Origin of the sequence: Rhizobium sp. SU303, from assembly GCF_021052345.1 — a bacterium.
Taxonomy (GTDB): domain Bacteria; phylum Pseudomonadota; class Alphaproteobacteria; order Rhizobiales; family Rhizobiaceae; genus Rhizobium; species Rhizobium laguerreae.
In genome coordinates this window covers 851,115-869,269 of the sequence record NZ_CP088095.1, presented here as the reverse complement: position 1 = coordinate 869,269, position 18,155 = coordinate 851,115, and the positions used below count along the sequence as shown (strand labels likewise).

29 protein-coding genes are annotated in these 18,155 nt (G+C 59.4%); 18 read left to right on the top strand and 11 right to left on the bottom strand.

Translation table 11 applies throughout. From position 1 onward, the window contains the following. Positions 1–127 precede the first annotated feature (127 nt). Positions 128–502: a hypothetical protein gene (locus RlegSU303_RS04380; protein WP_179039087.1), complete on the bottom strand. Its 375-nt coding sequence runs from the start codon at positions 500–502 to the stop codon at positions 128–130. A gap of 71 nt (positions 503–573) precedes the next feature. Continuing rightward, positions 574–978 carry a hypothetical protein gene (locus tag RlegSU303_RS04375; RefSeq protein ID WP_017959494.1) on the bottom strand — a complete coding sequence of 135 codons (405 nt, stop codon included), beginning with the start codon at positions 976–978 and terminating at the stop codon, positions 574–576. 189 nt (positions 979–1,167) lie between these two features. Between RlegSU303_RS04375 and RlegSU303_RS04370 the strand changes: the two genes are divergently transcribed. The 8 genes from RlegSU303_RS04370 to RlegSU303_RS04335 all read left to right on the top strand — a co-directional run bounded on the left by RlegSU303_RS04370 (position 1,168) and on the right by RlegSU303_RS04335 (position 4,437). Next, entirely contained in the window at positions 1,168–1,467 is a 300-nt protein-coding gene (locus RlegSU303_RS04370) for a hypothetical protein (protein WP_011650973.1), read from the top strand. A 140-nt stretch (positions 1,468–1,607) separates the two neighbouring features. Then, entirely contained in the window at positions 1,608–1,871 is a 264-nt protein-coding gene (locus RlegSU303_RS04365; protein WP_003546348.1) for a DUF1488 domain-containing protein, read from the top strand. Between the two features lie 78 nt (positions 1,872–1,949). Further along, positions 1,950–2,312 carry a hypothetical protein gene (locus tag RlegSU303_RS04360; RefSeq protein WP_017959493.1) on the top strand — a complete coding sequence of 121 codons (363 nt, stop codon included), beginning with the start codon at positions 1,950–1,952 and terminating at the stop codon, positions 2,310–2,312. Between the two features lie 71 nt (positions 2,313–2,383). Beyond that, positions 2,384–2,530 (top strand): hypothetical protein, encoded by a 147-nt coding sequence (locus RlegSU303_RS04355; protein ID WP_017959492.1) that lies wholly within the window; start codon positions 2,384–2,386, stop codon positions 2,528–2,530. 66 nt (positions 2,531–2,596) lie between these two features. After that, positions 2,597–3,040 carry a pyridoxamine 5'-phosphate oxidase family protein gene (locus RlegSU303_RS04350; protein ID WP_131720272.1) on the top strand — a complete coding sequence of 148 codons (444 nt, stop codon included), beginning with the start codon at positions 2,597–2,599 and terminating at the stop codon, positions 3,038–3,040. 214 nt (positions 3,041–3,254) lie between these two features. After that, positions 3,255–3,491 (top strand): hypothetical protein, encoded by a 237-nt coding sequence (locus tag RlegSU303_RS04345; RefSeq protein WP_017959490.1) that lies wholly within the window; start codon positions 3,255–3,257, stop codon positions 3,489–3,491. Positions 3,492–3,717: 226 nt separating this feature from the next. Continuing rightward, positions 3,718–3,900 carry a DUF3606 domain-containing protein gene (locus RlegSU303_RS04340; RefSeq protein ID WP_131630634.1) on the top strand — a complete coding sequence of 61 codons (183 nt, stop codon included), beginning with the start codon at positions 3,718–3,720 and terminating at the stop codon, positions 3,898–3,900. 336 nt (positions 3,901–4,236) lie between these two features. After that, positions 4,237–4,437, top strand: coding sequence for a hypothetical protein (locus RlegSU303_RS04335; RefSeq protein ID WP_131623872.1), 201 nt, complete (start codon positions 4,237–4,239; stop codon positions 4,435–4,437). A 607-nt stretch (positions 4,438–5,044) separates the two neighbouring features. Here RlegSU303_RS04335 and RlegSU303_RS04330 read toward each other — a convergent pair. Continuing rightward, entirely contained in the window at positions 5,045–5,230 is a 186-nt protein-coding gene (locus RlegSU303_RS04330; RefSeq protein ID WP_231283497.1) for a hypothetical protein, read from the bottom strand. A 125-nt stretch (positions 5,231–5,355) separates the two neighbouring features. Further along, the gene (locus RlegSU303_RS04325) at positions 5,356–5,784 is read right to left on the bottom strand and encodes a DUF1515 domain-containing protein (protein WP_231283496.1); all 429 of its coding nucleotides are present in this window, start codon (positions 5,782–5,784) and stop codon (positions 5,356–5,358) included. Positions 5,785–5,916: 132 nt separating this feature from the next. On the opposite strand from RlegSU303_RS04325, the gene RlegSU303_RS34205 reads away from it, so the two are divergent. Further along, positions 5,917–6,042 (top strand): hypothetical protein, encoded by a 126-nt coding sequence (locus RlegSU303_RS34205; RefSeq protein ID WP_261332663.1) that lies wholly within the window; start codon positions 5,917–5,919, stop codon positions 6,040–6,042. A 928-nt stretch (positions 6,043–6,970) separates the two neighbouring features. Further along, entirely contained in the window at positions 6,971–7,852 is an 882-nt protein-coding gene (locus RlegSU303_RS04320; RefSeq protein ID WP_051077377.1) for a dienelactone hydrolase family protein, read from the top strand. Between the two features lie 110 nt (positions 7,853–7,962). Here the strand turns inward: RlegSU303_RS04320 and RlegSU303_RS04315 are convergent, their stop codons facing one another. Then, positions 7,963–8,418, bottom strand: a complete 456-nt coding sequence (locus RlegSU303_RS04315; RefSeq protein WP_231283495.1) for a hypothetical protein — start codon at positions 8,416–8,418, stop codon at positions 7,963–7,965. A gap of 117 nt (positions 8,419–8,535) precedes the next feature. After that, entirely contained in the window at positions 8,536–9,021 is a 486-nt protein-coding gene (locus tag RlegSU303_RS04310) for a hypothetical protein (RefSeq protein WP_017959481.1), read from the bottom strand. Between the two features lie 166 nt (positions 9,022–9,187). Between RlegSU303_RS04310 and RlegSU303_RS04305 the strand changes: the two genes are divergently transcribed. The 4 genes from RlegSU303_RS04305 to RlegSU303_RS04290 all read left to right on the top strand — a co-directional run bounded on the left by RlegSU303_RS04305 (position 9,188) and on the right by RlegSU303_RS04290 (position 11,440). After that, the gene (locus RlegSU303_RS04305) at positions 9,188–9,517 is read left to right on the top strand and encodes an ArsR/SmtB family transcription factor (RefSeq protein ID WP_026158580.1); all 330 of its coding nucleotides are present in this window, start codon (positions 9,188–9,190) and stop codon (positions 9,515–9,517) included. Continuing rightward, entirely contained in the window at positions 9,514–9,978 is a 465-nt protein-coding gene (locus RlegSU303_RS04300; protein ID WP_231283494.1) for an SRPBCC family protein, read from the top strand. Before RlegSU303_RS04305 ends, RlegSU303_RS04300 begins: the two co-directional genes overlap by 4 nt. A 43-nt stretch (positions 9,979–10,021) precedes the next feature. Further along, on the top strand, positions 10,022–10,438 hold the full coding sequence (locus tag RlegSU303_RS04295; RefSeq protein WP_017959478.1) for a GFA family protein: 417 nt from the start codon (positions 10,022–10,024) through the stop codon (positions 10,436–10,438). A 210-nt stretch (positions 10,439–10,648) separates the two neighbouring features. Further along, positions 10,649–11,440, top strand: a complete 792-nt coding sequence (locus RlegSU303_RS04290) for an aldolase (RefSeq protein ID WP_017959477.1) — start codon at positions 10,649–10,651, stop codon at positions 11,438–11,440. Positions 11,441–11,620: 180 nt separating this feature from the next. Here RlegSU303_RS04290 and RlegSU303_RS04285 read toward each other — a convergent pair whose 3' ends face one another. The 3 genes from RlegSU303_RS04285 to RlegSU303_RS04275 are packed head-to-tail and all read right to left on the bottom strand — an operon-like array spanning position 11,621 to position 12,973. After that, complete coding sequence (locus RlegSU303_RS04285; RefSeq protein WP_231283493.1) at positions 11,621–12,094, bottom strand: nucleoside deaminase; 474 nt, start codon at positions 12,092–12,094, stop codon at positions 11,621–11,623. A 13-nt stretch (positions 12,095–12,107) separates the two neighbouring features. Beyond that, positions 12,108–12,527 carry a nuclear transport factor 2 family protein gene (locus tag RlegSU303_RS04280; protein ID WP_231283492.1) on the bottom strand — a complete coding sequence of 140 codons (420 nt, stop codon included), beginning with the start codon at positions 12,525–12,527 and terminating at the stop codon, positions 12,108–12,110. Next, a complete protein-coding gene (locus RlegSU303_RS04275; protein WP_017959474.1) occupies positions 12,524–12,973 on the bottom strand; it encodes a VOC family protein in 450 nt (149 codons plus the stop codon). Before RlegSU303_RS04275 ends, RlegSU303_RS04280 begins: the two co-directional genes overlap by 4 nt. A gap of 51 nt (positions 12,974–13,024) precedes the next feature. On the opposite strand from RlegSU303_RS04275, the gene RlegSU303_RS04270 reads away from it, so the two are divergent. Then, positions 13,025–13,627, top strand: coding sequence for a TetR/AcrR family transcriptional regulator (locus RlegSU303_RS04270; protein WP_017959473.1), 603 nt, complete (start codon positions 13,025–13,027; stop codon positions 13,625–13,627). A 53-nt stretch (positions 13,628–13,680) separates the two neighbouring features. Here the strand turns inward: RlegSU303_RS04270 and RlegSU303_RS04265 are convergent, their stop codons facing one another. Continuing rightward, positions 13,681–14,001 (bottom strand): hypothetical protein, encoded by a 321-nt coding sequence (locus tag RlegSU303_RS04265; RefSeq protein ID WP_017959472.1) that lies wholly within the window; start codon positions 13,999–14,001, stop codon positions 13,681–13,683. A 74-nt stretch (positions 14,002–14,075) separates the two neighbouring features. After that, the gene (locus tag RlegSU303_RS04260; protein WP_026158579.1) at positions 14,076–14,792 is read right to left on the bottom strand and encodes an SOS response-associated peptidase; all 717 of its coding nucleotides are present in this window, start codon (positions 14,790–14,792) and stop codon (positions 14,076–14,078) included. Between the two features lie 197 nt (positions 14,793–14,989). Between RlegSU303_RS04260 and RlegSU303_RS04255 the strand changes: the two genes are divergently transcribed. From RlegSU303_RS04255 to RlegSU303_RS04245, 3 genes are all read left to right on the top strand, one after another. Next, positions 14,990–15,580 carry a TetR/AcrR family transcriptional regulator gene (locus tag RlegSU303_RS04255; RefSeq protein WP_231283491.1) on the top strand — a complete coding sequence of 197 codons (591 nt, stop codon included), beginning with the start codon at positions 14,990–14,992 and terminating at the stop codon, positions 15,578–15,580. A gap of 71 nt (positions 15,581–15,651) precedes the next feature. Beyond that, positions 15,652–16,269, top strand: a complete 618-nt coding sequence (locus RlegSU303_RS04250) for a hypothetical protein (RefSeq protein ID WP_231283490.1) — start codon at positions 15,652–15,654, stop codon at positions 16,267–16,269. 229 nt (positions 16,270–16,498) lie between these two features. Continuing rightward, positions 16,499–17,077, top strand: a complete 579-nt coding sequence (locus RlegSU303_RS04245) for a DUF308 domain-containing protein (RefSeq protein WP_222329486.1) — start codon at positions 16,499–16,501, stop codon at positions 17,075–17,077. Positions 17,078–18,155: the final 1,078 nt, after the last annotated feature.

Sequence of the window (18,155 nt, the reverse complement as noted above, 5' to 3'; positions counted from 1 at the left end):
CAGGAAAAGCCTGCCTGAGGCGGGCTTTTCAGCGGACCGGAGCGGAAAAGCGTTGGAGCCAAGCACCGCTCAGTCGGCAGGAAAGTTATAGGGCGCCGTCCGCTGCTCTATTGCTCATATCTCCTGCTCAGGGATATTTCAGCTTCGTCCGCTTTGAACGCATACGAAATTTGCCTTTTTGGCGGTTTGCCTCTTGCTGCTTTACCGCATCGGATTGGCTGCGTTGCGCGGCCTCCAATTGCTGCCGCGTCGGGAGATCATGGTCGTAGGTGGAGGCACTGAATGCCGTCGCGTTATCGAACGGACCTCTGTGTGGACGCGCCAAACCATAGGCTTGCCTATCGGCGCTATCGATCCCCTCCTCCGCTGACGATGATCGCGCTTGACGCGCCTGCGCTATGAGATCGTCTGCAGTCGGGCCCAAGGTTGCGATTTTCCGCAGGAAGGCGATGATTTTGCTTTTCCTGGCCCTGTCCTTTTGATCGGCGGGAATCCCAGACATGTCTTCTTCCTTGTTCGTCATGTCATCGCGACGATCGATCGGGGGGTGCCGGCGACATCGCGGCAAGACGTTCACGGGATCTCGGACAATCGTTCAGGCAGCCTGGTTTTGGGAAAGCGGTAGGCTGGCGGCCGCAGTGGTGCGTCCGCACGCCCGGACGCCGTATACCGCGCGATCCGATAGGCTTTCACCGGGGCGCCGCCGTCATCCTGCCATCGGGCAAATGAGGCGTCTTCCATTGCCAGCGGAAGCGGGCCTGAACTCAACTGTGTCGCGAGATACATTTTCAGCGCCGATTTCAACGCGGCCTCATCGACGATCCCCATCTGGAAGCAATCAATGAGGAAACTTGTGGCGGTGATCTCACCCTCATCGGCCGCGTGGGTTTCGCCGCCGCGAAAGCCGGCCTTTCGCAGGATACGATCGAGCATCCTCAAATTGCCGACGCCGAAAAACTGATCTGATGTGGAAGACATGGCGTCCTCCTTCGTTGGGGCTAGGGTTGACTGGCGGCAGATTTCCCGCCGCGCCCCAAGCAGCGGTGCCCGTATCGTGCCCGCCGATAAATTAGCTTGCGCTTATTGCCGGCTGACCGCAACCTCATTCGCGGCGGCCATTGATAATGGCGTGGCGGAACCCATTTTAGCTATAGGAGGATTCGCATCATGCAGTTCAACGATGAAGCGACCCTCACAAAGCCGTCGGCACTGCCGGTGGAAAGGCGTGCGCTGGTCGATCACCTGCGAGAGGCGATCGCGCGCCTGACGCACGGGCTGGCAGCCGCCGGATTGGTGGAATTCGTGCCGCCTCTGCTGGAGATCAACAAAGTTCTCCGCGATATGACGGACGAAATTTCCCGTGCGGATTCGCTCTATTCCGATGAGGTTATCACGGGTACGATGCGCTTAATCAAGACATCGGAAGCCTTGCTTGAAAACCGGGTTATCGTGCAGACCATCCATTGAGATCTGCCGACATCCGGACATGCAGGCAGGCTGATCGCTGGACATCCGGCGTCAAGCTATTCGCTCCCTCGTGCATCCATCATCACAACCGGTGCCCGAGTTCCGCAGATCGGCCGCGCCCACTTCCAAGGATAACTGCAATGACACTTATTTTCCCCAATAGAAGCCGCAGCTTCGACGAAGCAAGAAAAGGCGTCCGCTTCACCGGCTATGACGGCATGTTCGAAGTCAGGTTTCTGGTCGAAGAGGCAGCCCTCGGCAGCGCCATCACCCAGAACTCTTCCGAGGCCGCCTATCTCAATGCCTTTGATGCGGCGCGCTCTTCCATTCAGGAGGCCGCATCGAGAGCCTATCAGCATCGACGCGGAAACAACTTCACGCTGACGGCCGCGGATTTTCGCTGATCGCGAGAAGGCGTGCGGCCGCGAACTGAAAACGGCGACCATCCTGCTACTGCCGGATGAGACAGGGAGAGCAAACATATGGTTTCCACACGATACCGCCCGAAGGACCTGAAACTGGCGCGTCGCCATATCGTGAAGGCAGCGCATCGTGTTGCCGATCAGGAAATGCTGATCAGGAAATTATTGCGCAAAGGCAGACCCTCCGGATCGGCCTATGCGCTGCTCAGCAGGCTCTATGACGATCAACGGCGGAAACTCGATCGGCTGAAACTGATCGAAGCGATGGTTGAAGTCGAAGGGCAATCCTGTATGGACGTGCCCCGCAATCCTGGCACCTCCGCGCCGCCCCTTGCGATCGTGCACAGCAGCGGGATCTCTTTGCCGGAACGGCAATCCGCCACGCCTTGTAGCGCAGATGATTGGCGCCCATATTTGGTGTAGTGGCAGCTTGTGAACGGGTGCTGCTTCCCGGGGTAATCAGAGTTACCCGGCCCCAACCAAAGGAGGGCATCATGTCTTCCACGGTAAACATCCATTCGTGGAAACGCCTGGCTCAGCATATCGGCAGGTTCCGGTATATCGACTTCCTGGTGAAATCGACACCAGCAATCTGTCTGGCCTTTATCGTCTATATCATTCTCAACGATGTGTTCTGGTAGCGCTGCAAAGACTGTTGCCGCGAGCCGAAGACGCTTTGCTGCCTATCAAACGAAGTGGATAACGCGATGCAACTGCGAGAAATGGGTGAACAAGACTGCCTCGCCTTTCTGGCAGGCCACACCCGTGGCCACCTGGCATGCCTCGGCGAGAAATATCCCTATATCGTTCCCATCCAGTATGCCTATGAAAAAGAACGTCTTTTCATATTTTCCATGCCGGGCCTGAAGATTGATCTATTGCGGGCCCATTCACCCGCCTGTGTTCAGGTTGAAGAATTCGGCGAAAACCGAACGTGGAAGAGCGTGCTTGTTCAGGGCACCTATGATGAGCTGACCGATACGCCGGCTCGGCATGACGAACGCCTCCACGCCTGGTCTCTCCTGCAGAAGCAACCGTTTTGGTGGGAACCCGGATCGCTTGCCTTAAACTCGGAAAGCGAAGACAGCCCTGCTCCCTCCATATTCTTCGGCATTTCGATTGAGGTGGTATCGGGGAGGCAAGTAGTTTAACATGCGGGCGTTCAGACTCGCCGCGCCTTAATCCTTGATTGGCAAGGGTGCGCTGCTGCATGATATATGGAACTCCAGACAGACACCTCCAGCTAAACGCTGTCCGATACCAGCCTTTCCCATAGGGGCGCGGATTGCTTGATGCATCCACCAACGTGGCCAGCTGAACCGCAGCACTGCGTTCAATGCCACGCGACCACTCATAGGGAAAACGATGACAGACGCACCTGAGAATGAAGCGCTTTTCAACATCACCGGACACTATGTGCAGGAGTTGAAGGCCGTTCTTCAAAGCGAGAGCATTGTCGAAGGCACCGACTACGAAAACAGCGCCTTTAACGAAAAACGACGGAACGAAGGACTGCACCTGCTGCGATTCCACAAGACCGGCACGGCAGCGCAGGCAACGCAGATCTGGGAAAAACATATGACGGCCCGAGCGCATCGATAGGACGGCAAGCCAATTCCTCAACCGATGCCGGCTTGGCTCGTTCCGAAGCCGACAGAGCAGGATGCCGAAAAGCGTGAGCGGTTTTCGGACGACATCATGCTCTAACTCTTTAATTGAAACAGGATTCCGATTTCAGAGCCGACCCGGCTGAAAATCATCCTGTTCTGGTGCTGACGCGGCGACATCAGCTGATGTCCGGCGCAACATTGCCTTGAAAGGAAAAATCATGACCAATGACACAAGCAAAAAGACCCAGCCCGCCAAAGCGGCCGTGGCTGACGCACCCTACGACGTCATCTACTTCGCGAAGAAACACCGCATTTCCAACGAGGATGCCAAGGACATCATCGAAAAACACGGCGCCAATCGCAAAGAGGCGGACAAGGCGGGCCGGCGTATCAGCGTCTAGGGCAGAAAATGATCTGGCAGGCGTTTAAATCCTAAAGTCTTTATTTGATGCATGTCGTTGTCCCAAAACCGCTCTACGGTTTTGGGCGAGATGCAGCAGCCTCTGTAGCCTTTGCATCTGCTGGCGATGCCACGATGCAACAGCAACGGACGAATTAACCCTACTGGCTTACCTTAATATCAGCATGCGCTTGAATACATCGGCTCATATGCCATCGTAGCATCACGATAACACTTCTGGTTCCTGAAGCAGCTCGCCGGAACCATGGCCCGCCTTTCTGGGGAGAGGCCGGCTTGCCTTCATAGGGCCCGAGCTCAATCGAATGGAGGGTGCGCCATGAACAACGTCTTGGAATTTCGGGCAAAATGCCCGCATGTCGAAAGCTTGTCCGACTGCCGAGAAGCGCTTGAACCTGCCGTGATGAAGATCGTCAGCGACGCCATCGGCAGGGGATACACGGCCGCGGAAGCCGCCATGGTGGTTGCCGACATCGCCGACGATTACATCCTGATGCTGTCGCGGCAACCACGGCATTGATACGCTTTGCGGGCGCGCAGCTGTACGGCTTTGCGCCCTGGCGATCGCGGAGAGCAATGCCTTCGGTTCTGCAGCAGTGGACCGCGCAGCAACTGCAGGGGTAGCAGTGGTACAGGAGACGAGACCTGCCGCGCGATCCGCCGGCAAAACCCCTGATATTGCCGGAAGTTCCCGGCAGAGCGACGGCACCGCGACCCCGGAAAATTCGTGGAAGGGCCATCGGCACCTGCCCCGGCATGATTCGGCCGGCATACCAATAGACTCCGTCCCGGGTGAAAATCGATAGGCACACGACAACGCCAACGAAAAACCCTGCCGGAGCAGGGCTTTGAGTGGATCGGAGTGTGGCAGGCCGAGCTGTCGGCCCACATCCTAAACAAGATCGATGATTGAAAAGCCCGGCAATAGAATCTCTTTTACCCACATTCGCAGCGCTGCTCCGTTTCGCTCAATCTTTGAATCAATGCCGTAATGCGGCGTGAAACGATCAGATGGACAGCCTTTTGCGACCCCTTCACCACTCAGAGCGGTTCAGCTTTCATGGAAGCTGAACCGCTCTGACCTTTTGTCTTGTGCAATTCCCGGGGGAAACCGCTTCGCGCTTGGACTAACGCCACCTTGGCTGCCGTGGCGGAGCATTGGCCTGGATTTCATGGAGCGGCGCCCGAGAGCCGAGAAGTTTCTTCAGCTTCTTCTCCTCTGCCGGGCCGATCCCAAACTTGCGGCAATGCTCCGCAACATCGTGCTCTCGCGGGCCGGGAATGCGAACTTGGCGCTTGCTCATGCTCTTCATGTCTGTTTCCTCCTGAGAGGAAAACCAACAGGGCGCAGATTTGTTCGTTAGCGATGTCTAAAATTTAGGAATCTGTTTGCTTCGGTTGGGGCACGTGAGTCTGCTGGCGCCCTGGTGCTCGCCGATCAATTGATCTTCAGCCAATGCCGCAGCGCCGCCACTGCGACGTCGCTCGCATAGGCAATCATCCCGCCGATCGTCAGGCCGGCGAAGGCAATCAACCCCGATATCCCGTAGCCGATCGTCTTCATCCGTTTCCACTCCTCAAGCGCCGGCCTCACCGCCTCCTGGTTCTTCTCGACGGTCTCCTTCAGGGTTTTGATCTCCTCGCGGATTAACGCATCCGCACCGCCGCTGATCGCCACCCTGGTATCGAGATGGGCGATCTGTCTTGCCTGTTCGTCAAGCCGCTTGTGGATTACGGCGCGGCTGTCGTGTGCATTGGCCTTTTCTTCACCGACCTCGTTGCGGAGAAGTGCCACGTTTTCCTCGATGCCTGTCAGCCTGCCCTCGACGCGTCCGAGGGCGCGGAGAATATCGTCATTGGATGTCATCTCTATCGGTGCTCTGTTGTGCGATGGAACGTTTTCAGCCTGGGGATGTTGAATCTTCGGATTCCTGAAGAGGCGTATGCATGCCGCAAGACAGCTCAATCGATCTGAAGCGAGGCGCCCATGAGAATGCTATTGATGATCATCATCGGGGTCATGGTCGCGTCGATCCTGAGCATCCCGGTGATCAAGCCGTTCGTTCAAGGGAGCGGCAAGAGCGAAACGCCGCCGCCCGTCATCCAACAGCCGGAGCCGAAGTGACGAGGCCGAAGGCCTCTTCGTTGGCTCCGCCTATGGATTGAATTTCAGCTTTTCGGATTGTGGAATGCCGCCCACGACACGGTCGATCACGGCGCCATAGGGATGAACGCCATCCGGCGTGACGCTCGGGCGGACGATGGAGCCGACCGGCAGCACCGTGGAGCGCGGGATCGAGATGGTAATCGTATTGCCGGAGATGCTGCGTCATCCCCAGGCCTTGATGTAAAGCCCGGATACATAGCTGACAGATGGAGGCCGGCGTGGATCCTCGGGTCAAGCCCGAGGAGGACGGAGCAAGGGGTGAGCCTTGTGGCAAACCCGCGATGATGACTCAGTGACGCTGGTCCTGTTATCGACCCAATAAGAATTGGCCGGCACCGATTTGGTTGCCACCACCTTTGGATTCAAATTTCGCAGCTTGGATTTACGGTCGTCCTAACTGATTTTCCGGGGGGGTGATCAACGGCTAATCGTGAGTCTCACGTCAGTTCGAAATCGAGCCTGCCCGACCAAGTAGGCGCCAGAATGCCATCCGCTCTCCGGCAAGTTTGGCAAGCCGCGCTCACCACCCTCCGTCATCCTCGGCCTTGAGCCGAGGATCCATGCCCGCTGCTGGTGGAGGCCAAGGTAGATCCTCGGGTCAAGCCCGAGGATGACGGAGCAAGGGGTACGCTCAGTGGCAAATCCATGGTGGTGGCTCAGTGACACTGGCCGCAATTATCAACTCAATCGGCATGGTGTTGGCCGACGCCGACTTGGTCGACATCACCTCTGGATTCAAATTTCGCAGCCTGGATTTACGGTAGTCATAACGGATCTGCCAGGGGGTGATCAAGGGCTTTTGATCGCGGGCATGCGCCGGTTTGAAATCGACCCAATCGGCGGCAGAACGCCTCACCGCTTTGCGAGCCTTCACGTCCGGCGTACAATGAGCAGGCTGTTGATCAAACGGTGGAGAAGTTCGGTGAAAACCACGAGACTTTTTCTTTGCCTCGTCGCTTTTCTCAGCGTCACGCTCGCTGGAAACCCAGCTGATGCCGACGAACTGGTTCACTTCGAAAGCGCGCCCGTAAAGCTAAGCCCATTTCGAATAAGCAAGGCTAGGGAACAGGGAGAAATTCTTTCTCAACCGCAAGGTACACCCCTGCTGGGATATCTATCCCGCCCTGGGGGCGATGGTCCCTTCCCGGCGGTCGTCGTGCTGCATGGATGCGAGGGCATGCGTTTGAGCGTCAAGGAGCTTTGGCCGAAACGACTGGTCTCATGGGGCTACGTCGTGCTCGTCGTCGATAGCTTCACCACCCGCAATATCAAGGGCACCTGTCAAAGCCATCTCCCCGATCGCGTCTTCGACGCCTATGGCGCTTTGAATTTCTTATCGAAACAAAGCTTCGTCGATGCCGGGCGCGTTGCCTTGATGGGCTTTTCAACCGGCGGCACGGCGACGCTGGAGGGAACAAAAATTGAAGGCAACGAACAGCTGATGGACCACAAATTCAAGGCGGCGGTTGCCTACTATCCCCGTTGCGCGGCAACTCAGGGCGATGCCACGGTGCCGATCTTGATTTTGACTGGCGATCGAGACAATTGGAGCCCGGCCGACCGATGCCGGAAGAGGCTTGCCCGTCTCAGTGACAATAGCCCGCCGATCGAGCTCAATATCTACAAGGGTACCTACCACGATTTCGATGCCCCGGAGTTCAAGGTGGGAAGGAAGGTGTTGGGTCACATCGAAAAATACAATCCGGACGCCACCGAAAAATCCATCCGCAGCGTTCGCACATTCCTTCGGAAATACCTCTCGAACTAAAGCCCGAGCTCGGAGCGCGTCGCCGGCAGGGAGCTTGGCGGTAACGCACCCATACCCTCCGTCATTCCAAGCCTCGAGCCTGGGATCCAGGCCCGCCACCCGCAGAGGCACTAGCGCAAGAGCATTGCCTTCAGTCGCTGTTGCAAGACAGGAGATTCGACAGCCATTCGAACCAGACTGAGCGCAAAACGCATGGCCGGCGTGAAGGGCAGCCAATGTTGCAGACGATCCAGCAACTCCTCCGACATCATGTCTTCGAGCGGACCGGCGCCTAATTGACCGAGCGCCTTTTCGTGGCCGGGCAATTGGGCTTGATCGATAATGGCGAGCACCCGTTTCAAGACGATCTCGCTCGGATCATGCAGCAAAAGCGTCGTCCAATACCATTCGCCGGGATCTGCGAGATAGGCCTCTACATAGGCTTCGGCAGTAAGCGGTGGCTTTCCAAAAGCCGTCATATCCGGCAGCCACGTCAGATCCGATGCAAGCGCACTGCGTGTGAACGCGTCGACCGCTGGCGTGTCGGCGGTGTGTTTTCCCAAGCGCGGCCTGCTACGGTTTTTCATCGTCGCTTTGGCTTTCTACTTCGTCGGCACCCTGCATCAGCATATGACGGAGGGGTGGCGACCGATAGCTTCATCCGCCGAGCATGTTTCCGGCAGAGATCGCCACCGGTTGAGTGCCTAGCGTAGCTCACCGAGCACGAGATAGATTCTTGCTCGCAATCCAATCTTCAAAAAAGCTGCGGATTGACCGTTTGCACAGTTGTGTGGGGCGAAACCCTTCGGCAACGTCTCATCCACTGATGAAGAAACCTCATGCTTTGCCAAGACATCAAGGTTCCGAGACCGTTTGAACGGTACAATCTCGATAACGTCCTTCCCAACCAGCACAAATGCAAAATGACCCTCGTCCGCAACATACTTGTTCGCCGCGAGATACGTGTTCACTCGGACGGCCAACGCATCTTTGGACGACAATCGATCCTGGTAGGGCTGAAGCAGGCAAACCGCCTGAGCATCAAAGGACGATAGTTTGGAAAATGCCGTGGTTTTGCCAGCTGGGATGCTTTTGAAAGCGTCGGGATCCAAGGAGCCGGCATTGGCCGACGGCCCGTAAACAATCGACGCCATCGAAACTAGAAAACCAATCAATCTCATGAAGTTCATCCGAGGTCATTCCTCCTGCGCCAACACTCACGACAACCCTGTGTTGCTGACATTGTCAACAACAAGGCCCTAGCTTTGAGCAGAAGTTTATCAAAGCCGAAGTGGCGCATCGGGAAAAAACAGATTAGTATTGACTCATCAATTAGTGTGCGCTATTGGTTTTCCCATGATCGAAACCGCCTCCATCACCGCCGTCATGCGCGCCCTTGCCGATCCTACACGGCGGGCCGTGTTCGAGCAGATCGTCGACGCCGACGAGATCACCGTCGTCGAACTGACGCGGGCAAGCAGCGTCACGCAGGGCGCGATTTCGCAGCATCTGAAGGCGCTGAAACAGGCGGGCCTCGTCGCCGAGCGCCCGGAAGGGCGGAAGGTCTATTACCGCGCCGAGCCGGAAGGCCTCGAGCCGCTTGTCGACTGGATGAGCCATTACGGCACCTTCTGGCGCGACCGCTTTGCCAATCTCAGAACATTGCTGAAGGAAATCGATCCATGACTGACGCCGCATTGAAGCATGACACGCAAGAGATCGTGGTCGACGAGGTCTTCCCGCATCGGCCGGAGACGCTCTGGAAAACGCTGACCACGGCCGATCTGATGGGCCGCTGGCTGATGATGCCGGCCGGCTTCGAGCCCATCGAAGGCAAACACTTCACCTACCAGACGACACCCGCCGGCGCCTGGGACGGCACGATCCACTGCCAGGTGCTGGAGGTGACGCCGAACGAGCGCCTCACCTACGCCTGGAAGGGCGGGCATGAGGGCAATGCCGGCTACGGCTCGCCGCTCGACACCGTCGTCACCTTCATCCTGTCCAAGGTCGAGAACGGCACGCGGCTGCGCCTCATCCATTCCGGCTTCGTGCTGCCGAAAAACGAGACCGCCTTCGAGAAGATGGGCGAAGGCTGGAAGAAGGTCGTGAAGAATGTCGGCGCCATAGCTGACGAGAAGAACTGAGGCGACCGCCGTCGCCAATACGGCGTTTTATCAGGAGAGAGACATGAGCAAGCCTTACACCGGCGGATGCGCCTGCGGTGCGATCCACTATGAAATCGCCGCCGAGCCGATTGCGATGAACGACTGTCAATGCCGCGACTGCCAGGCTTCAAGCGGCACCGGGCACGGATCCTATCTGACCTTCCCGAGCCGGCAGGCGGTGAAGCTGGAAGGCCAGGCGACGCATTGGCAGATGGTCGCCGACAACGGCAACGTCAAGACCCGCGGCTTCTGCCCCGCCTGCGGCGCGCCCGTCTATATGACCTTCTCCTACATGCCTGACTTCTTCACCATCCACGCCGCAAGCCTCGACGAGCCCGGCCGATACCAGCCGCAGATGGTGACCTACACCGCGCGCGGCCTTGCCTGGGACAAGACCGATCCGGCTGCGCAAAAATTCGAGGGAATGCCGCCGATGTGAGACGGGGCAGCGGCCTGTCAGATTGTGCAGTCGACGGTCGGACTGTCGCGAGCCGGTCGCAGGCCGCGTCTCACGCGTGCGCCGAGCGCCAATGCGGATTTGCAAATGAAGCGAACGATGTTTGTCTCCAGCCTGCTTGATGCGAGGCTGATCCGGGCGTAATCCAGAATACACCCACCCTCTCCTTCGGCACCAATTTGAAACGACCCCATGGCGCACTCCCTCAATACAGCCCCATCGCCCGCCGGCGGCCCCAACCAGCCGAAACTTGATACGGACGATATCTGGCAGGCCCGCGTCGATCTTGCGGCCTGCTTCCGGATGGCGGCAAGGCTCGGCATGGAGGAAGGGATCTGCAACCACTTCTCGGCCGTCGTTCCCGGCTATGACGACCTGTTCATCGTCAACCCTTATGGCTACGCTTTCGCCGAACTGACGGCCTCGATGTTGTTGATCTGCGACTTTCACGGCAACGTGGTGTCGGGCAGCGGGCAGCCTGAGGCGACCGCTTTTTACATCCACGCCAGGATTCACAAGAACATTCCCCGCGCCAAGGCGGCATTCCACACCCATATGCCTTATGCCACCGCTCTTTCCATGACCGAGGGCGATCCCCTGATCTTTGCCGGGCAGACCGCCTTAAAATTCTATGGACGCACAACCGTCGACCAGAACTATAACGGCCTGGCGCTCGATGCGCGCGAGGGCGATCGCATCGCGGCCGCGATCGGCGATGCCGACATCGTCTTCATGAAGCACCACGGCGTGATGGTCTGTGCGCCCAATATCGCCGAGGCCTGGGACGACCTCTATTACCTCGAGCGGGCCTGCGAAGTGCAGACGCTCGCCCTGTCGACCGGACGCGAAGTCCTTGCCGTCGCGCCTGAGATCGCCGAAGCGGCCTACCGGCAAATGCGCAAAGGAGACCCGGAGTCGGCCCGGCTCCATCTGGAATCGGTGAAGCGCACGCTCGATCGCAGCGAGCCGGAATACAGGCGCTGAACCGCAGACCGCGTTTTACGCGTGCGCCGACCGCCAGTGGAGGCCTGCCGCTCAAAAGCCAGCCGTCCCTTAGGCGGGCCCAGCAGTAGCGAGCATGTGTCCAATGTCCGCTCCGCGCAGCGATCCCGTGATAGCGGGCGTTGCGGGAGATAGCTGCCCTCGGCTTATCGCCGGCAACCTCTAAGCCTTGCCGAGATGCTTCGGCCAGAATTCCTGATGGACTTTGGCGGCTTCGTCTTCGAGGTTCGTCGGGCCAACCACAGTGACGTTGCGCGCGCCGGTCTGCAACACCGCCCGGCTCGGCACGTTCAACCCGATCCCGGCGATCTCGCCAAGCCGCGTTTCGGAGCAGGCAAACACCATGCGCCCGATGCCCGACCAGTAAATCGCCCCGGAGCACATCGCGCACGGCTCCGTGCTGGTGTAGAGCGTGCAGCCGGCGAGAAAAGCAGTGTCGTAGTGTTGTGCCGCCAGTTTAACCAGGTTCATCTCGGCGTGGTTGGTCATATCGTGGCCGCTGAAGACGCTGTTTTCGACGCGCAGGATGACTTCGCCGTCCTTCACCAGCACAGAGCCAAACGGTTCGCCGCCGTTTTCCAGCGCGGATTTCGAGAGTGCAATCGCCTCGCGTAAAAACGGCTCGTGGTTTTCCATCAGAGTCCCCCAGCTAGAGCGGGATGATCTTGTCTTGAATCGAAGGGATTTCCAAGGGGCTGCAAACAGGGGTGAGATGGGTCAGTACGCACCGCCACCTGTTGCCCTCCCGGTGATAGACGTCGGTGATCCATTCGTCGGCTGATATCGGTTCGCCACGGAACATGCCCGTGTTCTGCCCGCGGCCGGTAACCGTGGCGACATTGCCGAGCTGATGGACGTGATGCGTCGTCTTGGTCATCGTGTCGTGGCTCAAGACACCGGATCCGATCGCCGAAAGAATAGCCTGTGCAGGGATTGGGCCACGCTCAGGCGTTACCAGCACCCAGTCCTGCGTGATGCAGGCGGCGATCCGGGCGGGATCGTTGGAAACCATCGCCGCGTTGAAGGCGCGCTCAGCCTCCTCGAGCGCTTCAAGGGCTGCGGCACTCACGCCGACATGTCCTCGTTCCAGCGGCGTTGCATCTCCTCAGGCGGAACCTGCTCGATGGTTTGCGACAACATCCAGCGATGACCGAAGGGATCAAGCACCTGCGCCACCCGCTCGCCAAAACTCTGGTCGGTCGCCGGGCGCAACATCGTCGCCCCGGCCGACAGCGCCTGCGCGAGTGCTTCGTCGGTCGACACCGTGTCCATGTGGAAGGTCACCGGCGAGCCCCCGACAGTATCGGGAGACAGGGCGCCGAAGTCCGGATATTCGTCTGCCAACATCATCAGCGTCTCTCCGAAACGCAGCTCGGCATGGCCGATCCGCCCGTCCGAAGGATCGGTCATGCGGAAGACTTCCGTGGCGCCGAAAGCCTCCTTGTAGAAGTCGATGGCCCGTGCCGCATCCTTGACGATGAAGTAGGCGCTCACTTTTCGTGCAAAACTCGGCATGGGTGATCCTCCTTGACTGGGTCTTATATTAACGTTACGTATCGTAAAGATATGAGTCAAGAGAATAACGCAATACCGAAGAAACGAGGGCGGCCGCCAAGCGCTGCCGCGCAGAGGCGCGCCTTGGAGGCCGCCCATGAAATCCTGATGGCCGAAGGTTTTGGCCGCATGACGATCGAAGCCGTGGCGGCGCGGTCCGGTGTCGGCAAGCCGACGATCTATCGCTCCTGGGCCAACGCGCAAGAACTGGCGATGGCCGCTCTTCTGGTCAACCGGCTACCGGAAGCGGAGGTTGGAGGGGGCACGGCGCAGGCGGCTCTCGGCGCGCAGATGAGCGGACTGGTGACTGCCTTTGCAAGCACGCGCGGGCGGCAGATCACCATGGCACTTGCGGCGGCCGACCCGGAAAGCGAATTCACCAAGGCCTTCCGCAATCAGGTGATCCTGTCGAGCCGCAACGCGGGGCGTGTCATCCTGGAGGAGGCTCTGGCTCGGGGAGAGATCGTTCCGCCGCTTGATATGGAGGCGCTGCTCGACATGATCTACGGACCGGTCTTCTTCCGGCTGCTGGTCGGCCATCGCCCGGTCTCGCCGGAGTTCGGCGATGCGATCGTCAGGACCGCGTTGCGGGCGGTTGCACCGTCGGGCGCGTGAGACCCTCACGTCGCGATGGGCGAAGCGGACATCCCGCCTGCCTGCTTCAATGCTCATGGGTGCGCCGTCCTCCGTTTCCCGCTCTTGATGCTTTCATAGATCATTTCCAGCCGCCTTGAGGCGACGTAGGCGCTGTCCTCGTATCCAGCCGACGGCCAATCCAGTCGAGGGTTGCCGTCTGTCGCCACGATCCAGAACCATCGATTATCGATCCCTTCGCCGGCCTGTGACCGGAATATCCTTCCGATCTTGATATCGCCGTCAAAAGCGACGTAGTCGTCACCGGGTTTCTCCTTCCAGGCGTGCCGCCATTTGTATTTGATTTCTCGGCCGCTGACATGTTCCCACGATTTCCATGTGATTTGTTCTGGCATGCGTCGTCCTGTCCTCTCGCGAGGTTCTCTCTGACCGCATGGTTGATGGATGGCTCCCGCCCGAGCCGGTGAATTCAGATCAGCGTCGGTTCCGGATCGGGGTCGATCGGATCGATGATGTCAGCCGTGTCATTCTTGGGCGAACCCACATTGCGGCCGATCGGCCACATGGTCATCAGTTCCGCCGGGAATGGCTTCATCAAATCGGCCGGATCGGGTTCCGGCGATAGCCAGCGTTCATAATCCTCACGATGCAGGATGACCGGCATCCGATCATGGATCTGCGCCATCATTTCATTCGGTTCGCAGGTGACAATTGCGAAACTCCGAGTCTCTATGTCATTGTCGCGCCGCGTCTCCCAGATTCCGGCGAGCACAAAGGGCGAGCCGTCAGCCATGGCGATCGCATAGGGCTGCTTGTTCTTGCCCGTGCCGAAGATATCCTTCCACTCGAAGAAGCCGTTGATCGGCACCAGGCAACGGCGCGACCTGTAGGCCGAACGGAACAGGCCGTTGGTATCGATGCCCTCACAGCGGGCATTGATCGGCGGCGGCCGGCCACCCGGCTTCATCCATGCCGGCATTAGACCCCAGCGCGCCGAGGCGAACACCGGCCCCATGATTTTAGGCTCGCGGACCATGTCGCGAATGATGATTGGATAATCCAGCGTCGGCGCGCCGTTGTAGCGCGGAAATCGATTCCCGAGCGCATCGATCGCGCCTCGCTCCGCAAAGGCGAAATTGCGCACCAGCTCCTCAAGCGAGGTCTTGATATAGACGCGGCCGCACATCCAAAACTCCATTCCGCATATTAGATGTTCTGATTATGTTCTGGGTGTTCGAGGCGAGTCAAGGCCGGTCGCTACAACCGATGCCCCATCACTTTCGCCAGCGTCAAGGTGTTGCCTGTCACCGTCTCCAACACCGCTGACGGCAGAAAATCTGCTTTGCGCTTGACAGCCTTCCTACTGGAAGGTAGATGAAAGCCATGAGCAATCTTTTGACGACCTCCGACGAAATCCTGGCCTCCGCCCGAGCGCTGATCATGACCGGAGGCTATAACGGCTTCAGCTATGCCGATATCGCTGCCGTCGTCGGTATCCGCAAGGCCAGCATCCATCACCATTTTCCGAGCAAGACCGACTTGGTGCGCACGCTTGTGGTGCGATATCGCGAAGATGCAGAGGCGGGTATCGCGGGCCTGGAGCAGCAGGTGCAGAATCCCCTGGCGCTCCTTAAAACCTATGCGGGCCATTGGGCCCAGTGCATCGAGGACGCCAGCCGGCCGTTTTGCGTCTGCGCCCTGCTTGCGAGCGAACTGCCGGCACTGCCGCCGGAGGTCGCAGCCGAGGTCAAGGCCTTCTTCCGCTTTCTTTCGGCCTGGCTGACCGCGGTGATGGAACGCGGTGCCGAGGACGGCAGTCTGACGCTGTCGAGCGAACCGCGCGTCGAGGCTGAAGCCTTCATGGCCTCCGTTCATGGCGCCATGCTCTCAGCCCGTGCTTACGGGACCCCGGAGATCTTCGCCACCATTCTGGCCCCCACGCTGGAGCGGCTGTCTCCGACTGCCGCTCGATAAAGCTCCGGGCGGAATAAAGCCCGGAGCAATAACGACGTTCAATAAAACTACCAACTAGTAGGAAGAACGACATGATCAAGAACATTCTCCCCGCCCTCCTCCTGGGGCTCACCACTATCGCGTCGGCGGCACCCGTCCATGCCGAAGACCAGAAGGCCGAGCAGGTCCATGTCAGGGGCAGCATCGTCAGCTATAGCGGCTCCGCCCTCACGGTGAAGACCCGCGAGGGAGAGACGGTCGATGTCACCCTCGCCGACGGCTGGAAACTGGCGAGCGTCGCAAATGCCGCGGTCACCGACATCAAGCCGGGCGACTTCGTCGGCATCGCCTCCCTTCCGAGTGAAGGCGGCGGTGATGGCGCGCTTGAGGTGCTGATCTTCCCGCCGGCGATGAAGGGTGCCGGTGAAGGCAGCTACGGTTGGGATCTCAAGCCCAACAGCAGCATGACCAACGCGACCGTGGCCGATGCCGTCAAGGGCGTCGACGGCCGCACCGTCACCGTCTCCTATCACGGCAAGGAAAAGAAGATCGCCATTCCGGACGGCACGCCGGTCGTGACCATCGCTCCGGCCACCAAGGACGATCTCCTCCCCGGCGCCGTCGTCTTCATCCCCGCCGAAGAGGCTGCCTCGGGCCCCCTCGCCCATCAGGTGCTTGTCGGCAAAAATGGCGTGGTCCCGCCCATGTGACCACGTCGTCGCCGGTCGGCCGGGCCGCCCCCGGTTCGACCGGCGATTTACCGGGGAATGTCGCCTGACCGCAGCCGATGGACCCGAACGACGGAGGACGTCGTCGCGACAGCAGCCCGGCGGTGCTGGGGGCGGTTCCGTGAAACCCAATCTCGATGACGGACGCCACCGCTCGTGACGGTGAGCCCGTCCCTATCAGACCAACACCATCACATTCAGGAAAGAGATCATGATGACCACCGATCAAACCACCGTCGCGTCCGGCGACAGGGAAGAGTGGCTGACGCGCTATTACTTCACCCGCGCCGCCTTTTCCGCCATCTGGGTCGCCGCAGCCTTGACGGCCGGTCGCCAGTCTCTCGCCGTCGCGGCAGCATTGCTAATCGTCTACCCGGCCTGGGATGCCGCCGCCAACCTCATCGACGCAGCGCGGAACGGCGGCCTGGCAAACAACCGCAGCCAGGCGATCAACGTCGCCGTCAGCGCGGTGACGACAGCGGCCGTGGTCGTCGCCCTGACGATGAGCATGAACTGGGTCCTCGGCGTCTTCGGCTTCTGGGCGATCTTTTCCGGCCTGCTGCAGCTTGGAACCGCCGTCCGGCGATGGAAGACCGATGGCGGCCAGTGGGCGATGATCCTCAGCGGCGGCCAATCCGCGGTGGCAGGCGCCTTCTTCATCGCCCAGGCGCAAATGCCGGAAGCGCCATCCATCGCCAACATCGCCGGCTATGCCGGCCTCGGCGCCTTCTATTTCCTGGTGTCGGCCGTCTGGCGGAGCGTCACGCAGATGCGGCGGAAGCGGGCCTGAGCCGATCGAGGGCGAGATCTTCCGTTCGGTCCCTATCATAGATTGGCGCGGGCGAAATTTCGAATACTCAATGCCATCCCCTGCGCCAGCAGGGGCTTCGCAAAACCTGCCCTGCTGCGCCTCCGTCATCCCAGGCCTTGAGCCTGGGACCCATGCCCGCTGCTGAATCGAGACGAGAGTGGATCCTCGGGTCAAGCCCGAGGAGGACGGAGCGTGGGGCGGCGTCTGGAGCAAGGACAGCGACGCATCCGGACATGATCGGCTGCCATCAACACCAATATTCTGCCCCGCAATTTTACCCATGCAAGGCGCCGCCGAGGTCTCAAACGCCATTAGGCGACGCCCGCCTGATAGGGGAAGTTGACTGCGAGCGCCGACCGGTTTTATCCAGAGCAGATGAAAAACGTTCTCAGCTTCAAGTTCGAAAATAAGGACGAAGAGACAGTCGCCATCGTTCCGTGCGTGGATGGAGTGGGCTTGGATCAGCTCGTGGCGGACTTTGAACGAGCCGCCGGGTATAGAGCGATCCCGCCGGCGGATATGGCGGCCTCATACCCTCATTCTACCGCTTCGGTCCGCTATCGAGCTACTTCCTTGGACGGGAGGAGCCCGTACAAGGCGGTGGACAGGGCGAAATCTATGTCTTGTCGTGTGAATGTGGCGAGGTCGGATGCTGGCCCCTTGTCGCCCATGTTCGCCTGCACCAGAACAAGGTGATATGGGACGGGTTCAGCCAGCCGCATCGGCCAAGGCGGAATTATGAGAGCTTTGGCCCATTTGAGTTCGAACGCCAGCAGTACGAACAGACCATTGAGGACCTGGTTCGTTGCCACGGCGTCTACTGATAGTTTGCCGCCCATTTGCTTGTCGAAACCCCGCTCCACCCTCCGTCATCCCAGGCCTTGAGCCTGGGATCCATGCCCGTTGCTAATGGAGGCCGGTGTGGATCATGATCGGCGACAGCTCACACGGTCGGCGATCTTGTTCTGCCGAAACGTGCAGCGGCGGTGCGACCGCACTCACCGCCTTGTGTAAGTTTTCAAAAAGCAGTTAGCTGCCATCGTTGGCTATGCTTCGT

Excerpts from the sequence above, each read along its gene's own strand:
- RlegSU303_RS04250 (WP_231283490.1), top strand. The coding sequence starts at position 15,652 with ATGATCAAGAACATTCTCCCCGCCCTCCTCCTGGGGCTCACCACTATC.
- RlegSU303_RS04300 (WP_231283494.1), top strand. The coding sequence starts at position 9,514 with ATGACTGACGCCGCATTGAAGCATGACACGCAAGAGATCGTGGTCGAC.
- RlegSU303_RS04340 (WP_131630634.1), top strand. The coding sequence starts at position 3,718 with ATGACCAATGACACAAGCAAAAAGACCCAGCCCGCCAAAGCGGCCGTG.
- RlegSU303_RS04360 (WP_017959493.1), top strand. The coding sequence starts at position 1,950 with ATGGTTTCCACACGATACCGCCCGAAGGACCTGAAACTGGCGCGTCGC.
- RlegSU303_RS04270 (WP_017959473.1), top strand. The coding sequence starts at position 13,025 with ATGAGTCAAGAGAATAACGCAATACCGAAGAAACGAGGGCGGCCGCCA.
- RlegSU303_RS04355 (WP_017959492.1), top strand. The coding sequence starts at position 2,384 with ATGTCTTCCACGGTAAACATCCATTCGTGGAAACGCCTGGCTCAGCAT.
- RlegSU303_RS04305 (WP_026158580.1), top strand. The coding sequence starts at position 9,188 with ATGATCGAAACCGCCTCCATCACCGCCGTCATGCGCGCCCTTGCCGAT.
- RlegSU303_RS04265 (WP_017959472.1), bottom strand. The coding sequence starts at position 14,001 with ATGCCAGAACAAATCACATGGAAATCGTGGGAACATGTCAGCGGCCGA.
- RlegSU303_RS04345 (WP_017959490.1), top strand. The coding sequence starts at position 3,255 with ATGACAGACGCACCTGAGAATGAAGCGCTTTTCAACATCACCGGACAC.
- RlegSU303_RS04330 (WP_231283497.1), bottom strand. The coding sequence starts at position 5,230 with ATGAAGAGCATGAGCAAGCGCCAAGTTCGCATTCCCGGCCCGCGAGAG.
- RlegSU303_RS04275 (WP_017959474.1), bottom strand. The coding sequence starts at position 12,973 with ATGCCGAGTTTTGCACGAAAAGTGAGCGCCTACTTCATCGTCAAGGAT.
- RlegSU303_RS04335 (WP_131623872.1), top strand. The coding sequence starts at position 4,237 with ATGAACAACGTCTTGGAATTTCGGGCAAAATGCCCGCATGTCGAAAGC.
- RlegSU303_RS04260 (WP_026158579.1), bottom strand. The coding sequence starts at position 14,792 with ATGTGCGGCCGCGTCTATATCAAGACCTCGCTTGAGGAGCTGGTGCGC.
- RlegSU303_RS04255 (WP_231283491.1), top strand. The coding sequence starts at position 14,990 with ATGAGCAATCTTTTGACGACCTCCGACGAAATCCTGGCCTCCGCCCGA.
- RlegSU303_RS04320 (WP_051077377.1), top strand. The coding sequence starts at position 6,971 with ATGAGCAGGCTGTTGATCAAACGGTGGAGAAGTTCGGTGAAAACCACG.
- RlegSU303_RS04315 (WP_231283495.1), bottom strand. The coding sequence starts at position 8,418 with ATGAAAAACCGTAGCAGGCCGCGCTTGGGAAAACACACCGCCGACACG.
- RlegSU303_RS04295 (WP_017959478.1), top strand. The coding sequence starts at position 10,022 with ATGAGCAAGCCTTACACCGGCGGATGCGCCTGCGGTGCGATCCACTAT.
- RlegSU303_RS04370 (WP_011650973.1), top strand. The coding sequence starts at position 1,168 with ATGCAGTTCAACGATGAAGCGACCCTCACAAAGCCGTCGGCACTGCCG.
- RlegSU303_RS04290 (WP_017959477.1), top strand. The coding sequence starts at position 10,649 with ATGGCGCACTCCCTCAATACAGCCCCATCGCCCGCCGGCGGCCCCAAC.
- RlegSU303_RS04350 (WP_131720272.1), top strand. The coding sequence starts at position 2,597 with ATGCAACTGCGAGAAATGGGTGAACAAGACTGCCTCGCCTTTCTGGCA.
- RlegSU303_RS04380 (WP_179039087.1), bottom strand. The coding sequence starts at position 502 with ATGTCTGGGATTCCCGCCGATCAAAAGGACAGGGCCAGGAAAAGCAAA.
- RlegSU303_RS04375 (WP_017959494.1), bottom strand. The coding sequence starts at position 978 with ATGTCTTCCACATCAGATCAGTTTTTCGGCGTCGGCAATTTGAGGATG.
- RlegSU303_RS04310 (WP_017959481.1), bottom strand. The coding sequence starts at position 9,021 with ATGAACTTCATGAGATTGATTGGTTTTCTAGTTTCGATGGCGTCGATT.
- RlegSU303_RS04245 (WP_222329486.1), top strand. The coding sequence starts at position 16,499 with ATGATGACCACCGATCAAACCACCGTCGCGTCCGGCGACAGGGAAGAG.
- RlegSU303_RS04285 (WP_231283493.1), bottom strand. The coding sequence starts at position 12,094 with ATGGAAAACCACGAGCCGTTTTTACGCGAGGCGATTGCACTCTCGAAA.
- RlegSU303_RS04325 (WP_231283496.1), bottom strand. The coding sequence starts at position 5,784 with ATGACATCCAATGACGATATTCTCCGCGCCCTCGGACGCGTCGAGGGC.
- RlegSU303_RS04365 (WP_003546348.1), top strand. The coding sequence starts at position 1,608 with ATGACACTTATTTTCCCCAATAGAAGCCGCAGCTTCGACGAAGCAAGA.